At 31.6% G+C, this 12,816-nt stretch carries 14 protein-coding genes and 1 riboswitch; of the genes, 8 read left to right on the top strand and 6 right to left on the bottom strand.

What is annotated here, in order from left to right:
* Window positions 1-32: 32 nt before the first annotated feature.
* Together QHG34_RS09285 and QHG34_RS09280 are read right to left on the bottom strand one after the other, a co-directional pair.
* Window positions 33-326, bottom strand: a complete 294-nt coding sequence (locus QHG34_RS09285) for a NifU family protein (RefSeq protein WP_282629897.1) — start codon at window positions 324-326, stop codon at window positions 33-35.
* 13 nt (window positions 327-339) lie between these two features.
* Window positions 340-1,440 (bottom strand): Mrp/NBP35 family ATP-binding protein, encoded by a 1,101-nt coding sequence (locus QHG34_RS09280; protein ID WP_282629896.1) that lies wholly within the window; start codon window positions 1,438-1,440, stop codon window positions 340-342.
* A 134-nt stretch (window positions 1,441-1,574) separates the two neighbouring features.
* Between QHG34_RS09280 and QHG34_RS09275 the strand changes: the two genes are divergently transcribed.
* Window positions 1,575-2,036 (top strand): DinB family protein, encoded by a 462-nt coding sequence (locus QHG34_RS09275; RefSeq protein ID WP_282629895.1) that lies wholly within the window; start codon window positions 1,575-1,577, stop codon window positions 2,034-2,036.
* Window positions 2,037-2,042: 6 nt separating this feature from the next.
* Window positions 2,043-2,540 carry a GNAT family N-acetyltransferase gene (locus tag QHG34_RS09270; RefSeq protein ID WP_282629894.1) on the top strand — a complete coding sequence of 166 codons (498 nt, stop codon included), beginning with the start codon at window positions 2,043-2,045 and terminating at the stop codon, window positions 2,538-2,540.
* A 35-nt stretch (window positions 2,541-2,575) separates the two neighbouring features.
* Here QHG34_RS09270 and QHG34_RS09265 read toward each other — a convergent pair whose 3' ends face one another.
* The 3 genes from QHG34_RS09265 to QHG34_RS09255 all read right to left on the bottom strand — a co-directional run bounded on the left by QHG34_RS09265 (window position 2,576) and on the right by QHG34_RS09255 (window position 5,053).
* Entirely contained in the window at window positions 2,576-3,646 is a 1,071-nt protein-coding gene (locus tag QHG34_RS09265; protein WP_282629893.1) for a Kelch repeat-containing protein, read from the bottom strand.
* 78 nt (window positions 3,647-3,724) lie between these two features.
* A complete protein-coding gene (locus tag QHG34_RS09260; RefSeq protein ID WP_282629892.1) occupies window positions 3,725-4,174 on the bottom strand; it encodes a hypothetical protein in 450 nt (149 codons plus the stop codon).
* A 54-nt stretch (window positions 4,175-4,228) separates the two neighbouring features.
* On the bottom strand, window positions 4,229-5,053 hold the full coding sequence (locus QHG34_RS09255) for an alpha/beta hydrolase (RefSeq protein WP_282629891.1): 825 nt from the start codon (window positions 5,051-5,053) through the stop codon (window positions 4,229-4,231).
* A 128-nt stretch (window positions 5,054-5,181) separates the two neighbouring features.
* On the opposite strand from QHG34_RS09255, the gene QHG34_RS09250 reads away from it, so the two are divergent.
* Window positions 5,182-5,796, top strand: coding sequence for a hypothetical protein (locus QHG34_RS09250; protein ID WP_282629890.1), 615 nt, complete (start codon window positions 5,182-5,184; stop codon window positions 5,794-5,796).
* Window positions 5,797-5,852: 56 nt separating this feature from the next.
* Here QHG34_RS09250 and QHG34_RS09245 read toward each other — a convergent pair whose 3' ends face one another.
* A complete protein-coding gene (locus QHG34_RS09245; RefSeq protein ID WP_282629889.1) occupies window positions 5,853-6,425 on the bottom strand; it encodes a nitroreductase family protein in 573 nt (190 codons plus the stop codon).
* Window positions 6,426-6,497: 72 nt separating this feature from the next.
* On the opposite strand from QHG34_RS09245, the gene QHG34_RS09240 reads away from it, so the two are divergent.
* The 5 genes from QHG34_RS09240 to QHG34_RS09220 all read left to right on the top strand — a co-directional run bounded on the left by QHG34_RS09240 (window position 6,498) and on the right by QHG34_RS09220 (window position 12,786).
* Complete coding sequence (locus QHG34_RS09240) at window positions 6,498-7,262, top strand: DUF2189 domain-containing protein (RefSeq protein WP_282629888.1); 765 nt, start codon at window positions 6,498-6,500, stop codon at window positions 7,260-7,262.
* 15 nt (window positions 7,263-7,277) lie between these two features.
* On the top strand, window positions 7,278-8,237 hold the full coding sequence (locus QHG34_RS09235) for an aminodeoxychorismate synthase component I (protein ID WP_282629887.1): 960 nt from the start codon (window positions 7,278-7,280) through the stop codon (window positions 8,235-8,237).
* Complete coding sequence (locus tag QHG34_RS09230; RefSeq protein ID WP_282629886.1) at window positions 8,221-8,829, top strand: aminotransferase class IV; 609 nt, start codon at window positions 8,221-8,223, stop codon at window positions 8,827-8,829. Before QHG34_RS09235 ends, QHG34_RS09230 begins: the two co-directional genes overlap by 17 nt.
* A gap of 48 nt (window positions 8,830-8,877) precedes the next feature.
* Window positions 8,878-8,978, top strand: a riboswitch (SAM riboswitch).
* 62 nt (window positions 8,979-9,040) lie between these two features.
* Window positions 9,041-11,431 carry a TonB-dependent receptor plug domain-containing protein gene (locus QHG34_RS09225; protein ID WP_282629885.1) on the top strand — a complete coding sequence of 797 codons (2,391 nt, stop codon included), beginning with the start codon at window positions 9,041-9,043 and terminating at the stop codon, window positions 11,429-11,431.
* A 68-nt stretch (window positions 11,432-11,499) separates the two neighbouring features.
* A complete protein-coding gene (locus QHG34_RS09220) occupies window positions 11,500-12,786 on the top strand; it encodes an APC family permease (protein WP_282629884.1) in 1,287 nt (428 codons plus the stop codon).
* Window positions 12,787-12,816: the final 30 nt, after the last annotated feature.

Below are 12,816 nucleotides of genomic sequence, written 5' to 3'. Positions count from 1 at the left end.
ACGTTTTAATTCTATTGTAAAAAAACTAAATTTTAGTTTTCTTCATTTGCAAGTGTCGAAATTTGATCAGCTTCAGTAGAAGTTTCAAGGTCAGAAACATTGATTACTGAAACAATTTCGGGTACATATTTTTTGATGGTCATCTCAACCCCAGATTTTAAGGTCATTTGGTTGACAGAACATGCTATACAAGCACCTGTAAGACGAACTTTAACGATATTATCTTCTACAGATACTAATTCGATATCGCCTCCATCTGAATTTAAGAATGGTCTAATTTCAGTTAAGGCCTTTTCAACTTCTGAATATTTTTCTTCTGGAGTCATGATCTTTTCTTTTTTAATTTTTTGCCGAACAACCTGCCATCGTTGTAATACGAACAGCTTCTGTAGGAGGCAAAGTGTTGTTACGTTCTACTAAACTTTGTACTGCGTTACGTGCAATTTCTTTGTAAACATTAGCTACAACAGTATCTTCTTGCAATGCAGCTGGACGACCAACGTCAGCAGCTTCGCGAATAGATTGTACAATTGGAATTTCTCCTAAGAAAGGAACACCAATTTGTTCTGCTAAGTTCTTTGCACCATTTTGTCCAAAGATATAATATTTGTTGTTAGGTAATTCTTCTGGTGTAAAGTACGCCATATTTTCTACAATTCCTAAAACTGGAACATTAATCGCTTCCATTTGGAACATACCAACTCCTTTACGCGCATCTGCTAAAGCAATATTTTGAGGTGTAGAAACCACAACTGCTCCTGTAATTGGAACTTGTTGAACGATAGATAAATGAATATCGCCTGTTCCCGGAGGTAAATCAATTAATAAGAAATCCAAATCTCCCCAATGTGCATCACGAATCATTTGATTTAATGCTTTTGCAGCCATTGGACCTCTCCAAACAATTGCTTGATCTGTATCTGCAAAGAAACCAATTGATAAGATTTTGATTCCGTAAGATTCTACCGGTTTAATTTTCGTTTTACCATTTACTTCTACCGAATATGGACGAGCATCTTGACAATCGAACATAATTGGCATAGAAGGTCCGTAGATATCAGCATCTAATAAACCAACTTTGAAACCCATATTAGCTAAACTAATAGCTAAGTTTGACGAAACAGTAGATTTACCAACTCCACCTTTACCTGAAGCTACTGCGATGATGTTTTTTACACCTGGTAACTCAGATCCTTTGATTTCGTTTGGATTTTTCTCTTCAACTTCGACAGAGATATTTAATTTTACGTTTGCTTCTGGTAAATTTTCTTTGAATGCATTTTTTAAGGCAATTTCTAATCTTTTGCGCTCGTGCATTGCAGGAGAAGGAGAAACAATGTCCAAAATAATATCATTTCCCATCACTTGTGCATTACGCATCCAATTACGAATACCTAATTCCTCTAATACTTGATATATTTGATCTCTTGTATAAGCCATCTTATAATTTTATTTAGACAAAATTACAAAGAATCAAAGACTTTAGAGAATCTAAAAACGTGATTTTAATTGTTTTGCTTTATAATTTGATAAATAGACTTAATTTGATGTATATTTAAACTTTAAATCTGACTATGGAAGAGCATATTATTTATCTGACGAATATAAGAAAACAGATCATTGATGAGCTTGAACAACACTCTCTAAAACAACTTCTTTACATTCCGGTAGGTTACAAAAACAATTTGTTTTGGAATGCTGCACATGTTTTGGCTACCCAACAATTAATACACTATTATTTGACTGATAATAGAATGTTGGTTGATATTAACTTTATACAGAAGTACAAAAAAGGGACTATTGGTAATACAGAGGTAACGGAAGACGATGTAAAAGAGTTGAAAGAAATGTTAGAAAGTACGCCAATGCAAATGTTCAAAGATTATCGTTCGGAAAAACTATCTTATTATAGATCTTACAAGACGAGTTTTGGAATGACGTTAGAATCGATAGAAGATGCTATATTGTACAACAACATTCATGAGGCAATGCATTTGGGCTATATGTTGTCTATGAAAAAAAATATTCCTTTTTAATACTAAATGTTGAGTTACAGAGATGCTAAACGAAGCGATTTAGAAAGAATTACAGAAATTTATAATTCTACAATTGCTTCGCGATTAGTAACTGCCGATACAGAACCTGTTTCGGTAGAAAGTAAAGTAAAATGGTTCGACGAACATTCGCCTGATAAAAGACCACTTTGGGTTGTAGAAGATGAAGCAAACGTAATTGTAGGTTGGGTAAGTTTCCAATCTTTTTATGGAAGACCAGCTTATGATGCAACTGTAGAAATTAGTATTTATTTGGACGCTACGCAACGCGGAAAAGGTTTGGGAAAAAAAGTTTTGGAGTATAGTATAAATAGAGCGCCAGAATTTGGAGTTAAAACGATTTTAGGTTTTATTTTTTCGCATAACGAACCGAGCTTGAAATTATTCAAACATTTTGGTTTCGAGGAATGGGCTAATCTACCAAACATAGCAGTTTTAGATGATACAGAAAGAAGTTTAACTATTTTGGGTAAACGAATCGCATAAAAAAACCTCACTTTATTTGAAGTGAGTTTTTTTTATTAGTCTACTTTTTTGAGCTTTAATTCTCTTTTGACTTTGGTATTGTTAAATTCACTTAAGCTAAATCTATACATTTCATTTGAAAGGTCTTTATTATCAATTACTCCTCCAAGAATATACATAAAATCTTTGTAAATAAAAATTTCTCCATTAACAGCAAATATATTGTTTAGCGCATATTCTTTCAAAACTTTATCATAGGTGTCATAGGTATAAAATATACCGTCTTCGTAGATATAAATGATGTGTTCTTTTTTTGCTAATGATGCTCTACTCATCGCAGTAGGAAGTTCAAATTCTTTTGTCCATTTACCATCATTTAGATTGAATGAATCAATTGATTTTATTGAATGATTTTTGTTGCCTCCAATCAAATAAACTTTATTGTCAACTAAAATCCCTGGAGCTTCTTTAGCTTCTGGCATCGGATCCATTTCATACCAATAACCAGTAGTAAGATTGTACATACTCACTTTATTTGTGAAGAACTTTGTCCCATTAAGATTTTTTTTCGTAGACCCACCGAAGAATAAGACTTTGTCATCAACTTTTACAGTTGCAGAATTGACAGCTTGATGCACCATTACATCATCAATTATCACTGTATCTCTTTTTACATCATATACATCTATTTTATTGTTCAAAAGTTCTCGATTTCTGTTATTTCCAAATCTTCTTCCTCCAAAACTATAAAGTAAACCATTGTGACTAATGGTAGAATTATTTGCAATGGTAGAAGATTTAGTTTTTGAGGTCTTCCAAAAACCTCTCTCTAAATCATAAATGTAAATTTTATTACTAAATCCTTTATATTCAGTTCTCACACCAACATTAGAAACATCGCCACTCATTACATATAGTTTATCGTTTTCTACTGTAACTCCAAAAGAAAATACACCAGATTCGGGCATGTTTTTTAATTTTTCGTATTGTATAGAGTTGTTTAATTTAGTATTGGCATTGATTTGTACCTCTTCTAATTCTATTTTTTCTTGCGCAAATGAATTATTTGATTGCATCAAAAAAATAAATAGAAAGCTGATGATAAAAAATGATAATCTTAGTTTCATGATTTTAAATGCTTGATTTACGTAAAAAAAATCGTAAAATATTTTACTTTTTTCAGAATTAACAATTTGAAGTTTCTTTTACCGAATAGCATTTATAGATTCTTTAATTTGTTTTCGTGTAATAAAGTAGACAATGAAATATAAAATCATTCCCATCAAAATATAGATAAAAGAAAAATCTATTGATTCATCTTTCAAAATAATTGATAAAGTTCTTGCGCTTGAAAAGGATAATAGAATAAAAATTAAAGAAACAATGTATAAACCAATCGTAAAAAAGGATAAATCTTTTATTAGAAAAATGGTAAGGATGTTTAGAATTAAGGCGATTGTCGATAATATAGTATATTTTTGATACTCAGCCATTGCTTCATCGTATTTCACGTTTTTTAGCTTACCTGTTAACTCTAATTGATCCATTTTAATTCCTCTTTCATCAAGAATTTGTAAAGCTTCATTTCTCAATTCAACAGGATATCCATGTTGTTTGTAATTTTTTACGACATCAATTAACAGATTGGTCTGCATTGATTTTAATTTTTCGATTCGATTGTCCATAGTAGTAGAGAGGTTATTAGTAGATTATTTTCCTAAACTCCAAATTAAAGCTCTTTGTTTTGTAGCTCTATAAATTGTAGCATGATCTTCTTTGGCTTCAGGCGAATAATTCCATTTTAGGTTAGGTATATTTGTTTGATTTAGAATTGTCTTTAGTTGATTTGTGTATTGTAAAATATCAGATGCGCCAGAACCGGCAAACCATAATTTTTTTGCTGTTGATGGAAACTTAGCTAAATCTTGTTGAGCATTTTTGACTAATGATTGATTGTTCCACCAAAGAGAAGGATCCATTGCGATGTAAAAGTCAAACATTTCTGGTTGTTCCATAAAAGTTTCCATAATAAATAATCCTGCAAGAGATTCTCCAATAATTCCCTTTTCGTTCTTAGTTCGATAACGTTTATCAACTTCAGGAAATAATTCATCGTTAATAAATTTTCTAAATTCAGCAGAACCTCCAACTACTGCTGCTATTTTTTTATCTTCTTCATTTTCGGTTGGTGGACTCAAATCTTTGCGGCGTTGTATATTCTCAATTCCAACTAAAATAACAGGTTTTATTTTTTTTGAATTGATTAAACTATCTAAAGTATTCGCAATGTGTGGGAAATCCTCTTTTGTTCCGCCATCTGGCATATAAAGGATTGTTAATGAGTCTTTAGAAGTTGTATATTCTTTAGGTGTCCAAACATTGATGATACGCTTCTCATTCAGAATTTTAGAGTCAATCGCAAAGGTTTCATGTTTCGGAATTGGATCGTTGTAAGTGGGAGGATTAGAGTTTTTACAGTTTGTGAAAAAACTAATAAAAATTACAAGTAATAAGTAATTAAAAATCGATTTCATGTGCTTCATATTAAGAGTGTTTAATCAAATATACAATTTATTCTTTTTAAGTTATTTGCTCTACATGATATCTATCCTTGGAATTGATCATGAAATTATAGTAATTTTACTTACCTAAAAATTTTATAATGAAAAAGTTAGTACTACTACCTCTTATTTTTATTCTTTTTTCTTGTCAAGAAGACGAGCAAATATTTGAAGTTGAGAAACCAGTAACCCCTGTTATTCCTGAACCAAATCCTACACCAACACCAACTGAAAATTCAGTTTACGTATTTGATAATGTTTACGATTTTGTAGAGTTAAAATATTACAAAGGACCAGATGGAAAAGAGTATACAAATGAGGCACAAACATTTTTTAAATCGCAATGGTCTACATACACAGATCCGTCTATTAAAAATATTACGCTGACAAAAGATTCAATTATTATTACACAAGAACAAGTGACAACAAAGTTTAAATTCAGAATTGAAAATGAAAATATCATTACAGATGACGAAAGAAAGCAAGTTCTAGGTAAAAAAGTAAATGAGAAAGAGTTGACATTTTATAAAAATTTTGTTACATACAATGTTGTAAATACTGAAACACAAGAAACTTTCTATGGAAAAAACATGAATTTAGGCGCAGTTTCTGCCAAAGATATTTTTCCGAGAATTGTTGCAGCTCCAACAAATTTGAAAACAAATAATGAATTTGTTTTCTACGGAAATTTGAGTTATAAATTTAAACTTCAATAGGTATAAATACACAAAAGGTCGCTAATTAGCGACCTTTTGTTATTTTATGAAAATTCTTAATAATCCAAGAATTTGACTTTATCTTCAATTGGTTGACGAACCGCTTCTGGCGATTCACCATCAAATTTTCCCATGTAGAAAACACCAACACATTTTTCACCTTCCTCCATAGTTGTAAACTCGTCTACATTTGCGATAATGTTTGCCGGAGAAGACCAATAAGCACCTATTTTTAAGGCAGAAGCCATTAACCACATATTTTGAACAGCCATAGAAGTTGCAGCTAATTCTTCCCATTCAGGATTTTTTTCTGTGTTGATAAAATTAATTAAAACAACTTTATTCGATTTATCACACTTCTCAATCAAAGCATTTATTTTTCTATCACTTAACTGATCTGTCGGCGTTCCTTGTACATAAACACGCTTCACATATTCACGGAAACGATCTTTCGAAGGTCCTTCTAAAACAATAAAACGCCAAGGTTCTGTTTTTTTATGAGACGGAGCCCAGTTTGCCGCTTCAAAAATTTGCATTAATTCTTCGCGTGTAATTTCTTCTGTATTGTACTGAGGTGGAAAGATTGAGCGTCTTTCTTTTATGATTGATAATAAATCGTTTGCATTCATGTTGTAACTTTTTACCATTAAATTCTACTGATAAAGCAAATTTACGTTAAATTCGGTTAAACTAACATTAACATGAAAACATTAGACTTACGAAAAGTAGAATACTACAAAAACAACAAATTTAAATTTGATTTAGGGAAATATTTTAATTTATCATTTGAATTATTTCAGAAAAACTGGCAACCATTTGTAATTTATTCTTTGGTTGGAGCAGGAATTTTTATCATTTCTTATTTTACACTGATTGGTTTATTGTTAGTAATTTTTCCACTAACAATAGGTTTTTTAATCGGAGCAGAACGTGCTGACAGCGGAATGAGATTAGAATTAGCTGACTTTTTTGGAGGTTTTAAACATCTGGGAAATTATTTTGTATTTATCATTATGACAACCATATTATCATTAATTGTTTTGTCTCCTTATATATTTCTTAATCTTATTCCATTCATTTTTAGTCAAGACCAAAGTTCAATTAGCGAAGGTTTTCTTATAGGTAGTGTATTTTTAAGTATTATTTATATGCTTTTTGCGATTTTAGTTTTATTTGTCTTTCAGGCATGTATGTTTCTTACGCCTTATCTTATTCATTACGGAAATATGGGCGCTATTGATGCTATGAAAACGTCTTATGCAATTGTAAAAAAGAATTTTTGGTGGTTTTTATTATTTTCTATTATAACAGGGCTAGTTTCATCTATGGGAATGTTTGCTTGTTATATTGGTGCAGTAGCAACGTATCCAATTGGTTATATAATGGTTTATTATATGTTAAAAGATATGTTATTGACGGATGATGATAAGACCGAAATAGATATGCTTGGAACAAACCAAGAATAATCTTAATTTTAGCGAATGTTAGCAAAACATTCGATTTTTAATAAAATGAATGAATTGGGAGCTACAAAAGTTCCCTTTTTTTTTATGATTGATTTTCTCAAAGAAAATGGAGAAGTTATTCCGTTAGCTGAAATTTCGGACGAAATAAAATTTGAACTTAATTCCTCAAAAAGTCAATCCATTAATCGAAGCTTTCAGTTTGATAAATTTCCGCTTACTTTCTCGGAATATCAACAGAAATTTAAAATTGTTCATGATAATTTATTGTTCGGAAACTCATATTTGACCAACTTAACTTATCCAACAAAAATTAGTACAAATTTATCTTTGGACGAAATTTTCGAGTTTTCTGAAGCTAAATATAAATTGAAATATAAAGATGAGTTTGTCTGTTTTTCTCCCGAACGTTTTGTGAAAATTGAAAATCAATTTATTTTTTCAAATCCAATGAAAGGTACAATCGATGCTTCGATTGAAAATGCTAAACATGTTATTTTAGAAGATAAAAAAGAGAAAGCAGAACATGCGACAATTGTTGATTTAATCCGAAATGATTTGAGTTTGGTTGCAGAAAATGTTGAGGTAACCAATTACCGATACATTGATGAGGTAAAAACGAATGATAAAACATTGTTGCAGATTAGTTCGGAAATTCGTGGTGAATTAAATGATGATTATTTAGAGAATTTAGGTACGATTTTCGATCAACTTTTACCAGCTGGCTCTATTTGTGGTGCGCCAAAAAAGAAAACGGTCGAAATTATCTTAGAAGCCGAAAAGTATCATCGAAATTTTTATACTGGAGTTTTCGGCGTTTTTGATGGCGAAAATCTAGATAGTGCTGTGATGATTCGTTTCATAGAGAAAAATGATGAAGAATTATTTTTTAAGAGTGGAGGAGGAATTACCGCAAAAAGCAAAGCGAAAGCGGAGTACGAAGAATTAATACAAAAAGTTTATGTTCCAATTTATTGAATCGATTTGTTGTGTGAATAAACAACTTCGAAATTTAGAATTTCATCAAGCGAGATTTGATCGAACAAGAAATGATAATTTTACCGAAATTAATCCGATTTTATTAGACGAAATGATTAAGTTTCCGTCAGATTTAACAGATGAAAAATATAAAGTTAGAATTGTGTATGATCGCGAAATTCAATCGGTAGAATTTCAACCCTATCAAATTAAACCAATTGAAAGTATTCAACTTTTTGAAATCGATCCCAAAATAAATTATACTTACAAATACTTAGATCGTTGGTTTTTTGATGAATATTTAAAAGAGTCAAAAACTGATGATTTGGTTTTGGTAAAATCAAATTACATTACAGATTGTATTTATTCGAATATTGTTTTTTTTGATGGATCGCAATGGATCACGCCACGAACTTTTCTCCTGAAAGGAACAATGCGCGAAGCTCTGTTACAATCAGGCGAAATTATACAGAAGAATATAAAAGTTTCAGATTTAGCTAATTTCAGATCTTTCAAACGAATCAATGCGATGATGAATTTGGAAGAAAGTGAGGAGTTTGATGTTAGACAGTTGATTAAAACTCTACAATAATAATAGAGATTTATTTCTGAATCTTGAAATTTAACATTATATTTGCATAACTTATCAAGAAAGGTGGAGGGATTGGCCCAAAGAAACCTTAGCAACCAGACACTTGTCAAGGTGCTAAATCCAACCTATTATAAAGGAAAAGATGAGAGAAGCAAATCACTTTTGTTCTACTTTTTTGCGTTGGTTTCTTGAGGATTTATGATTATATATAATGAAAAGAAACAAATTTTTACTTGCAACATTTGCTATTTTAGGCACTTCTACATTATTTGCTCAAGAAGTTGAGAAAGAAGAAGAAACAAGTCTTAACGAAGTCGTTTTGATTGGTGGGAGAACTTCTGAACGTACCGTTGTTAACTCGTCGGTACCAGTTGATATTATTGATGTCGAAAAACTCAAAACATCGTCACCTCAATTGTCTGTAAATGATATCCTAAATTATATTATTCCATCCTTTAACTCAGTTCGACAATCTGCATCAGATGGAACAGAACATATCGATCCTGTAACGTTACGTGGAATGGGACCAGATCAGGTTTTGGTTTTGATTAATGGAAAACGTCGTCACACAACTTCGTTGGTGAATTACCAAAATACGGTAGGGAATGGTTCTGTTGGAACAGATTTAGGCGCGATTCCGATTTCAGCAATTGATAAAATTGAAGTTTTACGCGATGGAGCGGCCGCGCAATATGGTTCTGATGCAATTGCGGGAGTTGTAAATATTGTTTTGAAATCAAAACCAGGTGGTGACGCTTCTTTGACATACGGTCAGACTTCTCGAAATGATGGAGAAACGTACAATATTAATGGAAGTTACGGAACGAAATTAGGACAATCGGGGTCGATTGTTTTTTCGGCAGTTGTAAGTGAGCGCAAGAAAACAAATCGTTCAAAAGATCATAATTTAGATATTTTTGGAGATAATTTCGCATACGATTTTGCAGATGATCCAGATGCAGCAAGAGCTGCGGATGACACAAAAATTGCTTCTTTAGGACTTTCGAGAAAAGATTTTAGATTTCAAATTGGAGATGCGGCAATCAAAAATCAACAATTTTTTGTAAATGCTGAAACGGCGATTAATGATCGATTAGATTTTTATTCATTTGGAGGTGTTTCTTTACGCCAAGGGAATGGATTTGGTTTTAGAAGATTGCCAAGCGAATTGTCTGAAGATGCGTTAAAAATTTATCCAAATGGTTTTCAAGCAACGTTAAAATCTAATGTAAATGATTATTCAAATTCGACAGGTTTACGTTATTCATATGATGGATGGAAAGTTGACTTGAGTAATACTTTTGGTTTAAATTCATTCAAATATGATTTAGAAAATTCAATTAATCAATCATTAGGCTTAAATTCTCCAACCGATTTTTACGCAGGGAAACATCAATTTTTACAAAATACAGTCAATTTAGATTTTTCAAAACGAATCAACCAAAATGTTAGTTTAGCGTTTGGAGGAGAATATCGTTTTGAACAATATAAAATCGAAGCTGGAGATGAAGCTTCTTACGCAGGTTCTGGATCTGAATCTTTTGTAGGATTTTCTCCATTAAATGCTGTAAAAGGAGATCGTCATTCAGTTGCTGCTTATGTAGATGGAGAATTGAAATTTGGAGATTTTGCGGCTGATTTAGCTGGACGATTCGAAAATTATTCAGATTTTGGAAGTACAATCAACGGAAAACTAGCAATGCGATATGAATACGCAAAAGGATATTCGGTTCGTGGAGCGATTTCGACAGGATTTAGAGCGCCTTCGTTACAACAAAAATACTTCAGTAATTCATATACTGATTTATTCTTAAATGGTAATGGTGATCAAGTATTGGTAACAAAAGGAATTATCCGAAATGAGTCTGAACTGTCGAAAGAAATTGGTTTGGATAAATTGAAAGAAGAAAAATCAATTAATGCAAGTTTAGGTTTAACATTTCGTCCGACTTCAAAATTATTCGTCACATTAGATGGATATTTTATAAAAGTTGATGACCGAATTGTTTTGACTTCTGATATTACAGATCCTGCTTTAGAAAAATATAATGTTGCGACAGCGCGTATTTTTACAAATGCAATTGATACTGAAACCAAAGGTTTGGATTTAGTTATTTCCTATGATACACGTTTAGGTCGAGGAAAATTGAATGCAAGTTTATCAGGAAATATCAACGAAACGAAGATTGTCGGTTATCATTTTCCAACTGCTTTAACAATTCCAACGAAAGAATTTTTTGGTCCTGATCAAGTCAATATTATCGAATCATTAAGCCCAAAAACAAAAGCAACTTTAGGATTGAATTATGCCATTTCTGGATTCAATTTTATGGTACGTAACACGTATTTTGGAAAAGTGACTAAAGATGGATATCCTTGGGGAAGTATCCAAGAGCACACGGGAAAAGTGGTGACGGATGCTTCGATTGGTTATGATATCACAAAGAGATTCAACTTTACGATAGGTGCAAATAATTTGTTCGATGTTTTTCCAGATAAGCAAGTTTACGAAAATTCTTATTATGGAGTTTTTTCGTATGCGCCGGTTCAAATGGGGATGACAGGAGCGTATTATTTTGCTAGAGCTAGTTTTAAATTTTAATCATTAATAAAATATTTAAAGTGTCAATTTTAATGTAAATTCAACATTTAATTGGCACTTTTTTGTGTATGGCACATTCAAAAATTGGTTGGAAAACCGCAGCAGCTTTAGTTATTTCGAATATGATCGGAACAGGTGTTTTTACCAGTTTGGGTTATCAAATTTCTGATCTTAAAAACACAACTTCGATCTTATTATTGTGGTCAATAGGAGGATTACTAGCGTTGATTGGTGCATTCATTTATTCGGAATTAGCGTCAAAATTCAAACAATCAGGTGGAGATTATATTTATTTATCTCGGACATTTCATCCCGTTTTTGGTTATTTATCAAGTTGGATTTCTTTATTCGTTGGTTTCTCTGCTCCAATATCTTTAGCAGCCTTGGCAATGGGAAAATACCTCAATGTTTTTGGATTAGATTTAGGAAAAGAATTTGCAATAGCAATGATTTTGATTGTTGCAGTTTTTCAATCATTCAGCCTAAATTTGAGTAGTAAATTTCAGAATATTTTTACCATTTTAAAAGTTGTATTTATCATTGTTTTAATTGCTTTAGGTCTTTATTTTGTTCCAGCAGTTGAGCCGAATGCGATACTTATTGACTCGACTTGGAAAAATGAATTATTACTTCCAGCATTTGCCACATCTTTGGTTTATGTAACTTTCGCTTATACAGGTTGGAATTCGGCTTCTTATATTGTAGAAGAAATCGATCAACCAAAACGAAACTTACCAAAAGCATTATTTATAGGCGTTATCTTTGTGACAGTTTCCTATGTTTTGCTAAATTATGTTTTTTTGAAACATACGTCATCAGCATCTTTAGCTGGACAAGAAAATGTAGCGAATATTTCGTTTGGTAATCTACTTGGAAATAATGTGAAATGGGTGAGTTGCTTTATTGCTTTACAATTAATTGCGACAATTAGTGGTTATTTGTGGATTGGTTCTCGTTTGACGCAAGCTACAGCGCGCGAAAATAAGTTATGGAATTTTATGGCGAAAGAGAACAAAAACAAAATTCCGGTTCGAGCAATTTGGGTACATACAACAATTAGTATTTTACTCATTTTCTCTGGAGATTTTGAAGTGATTTTCACTTACACATCTTTTGTTTTACAAATATTAGCAACATTGGCAGTTTGCACAGCGTTCTTCATTAAACAAGATCAATTAACCATTATTAAAAGTAAATTCTTTTATGTATTACCTACGATCTTTCTAGCTTTTAGTTTATATATCTGTTATTTCGTTTTGATGCAGAAACCAAAAGAAAGTTTATTTGGTTTAGGTATTATTGCATTAGGAATTATTTTATTCTATTTTGATAAACGGATTGAGAAAGAAAATTAATTTATACTAACACAAAACCCACTCAAATTT

Origin of the sequence: Empedobacter sedimenti, assembly GCF_030005555.1 — a bacterium.
Classification (GTDB): domain Bacteria; phylum Bacteroidota; class Bacteroidia; order Flavobacteriales; family Weeksellaceae; genus Empedobacter; species Empedobacter sedimenti.
Note: the sequence above shows the minus strand (reverse complement) of the source record. Positions and strands in the feature narration are given on the sequence as shown.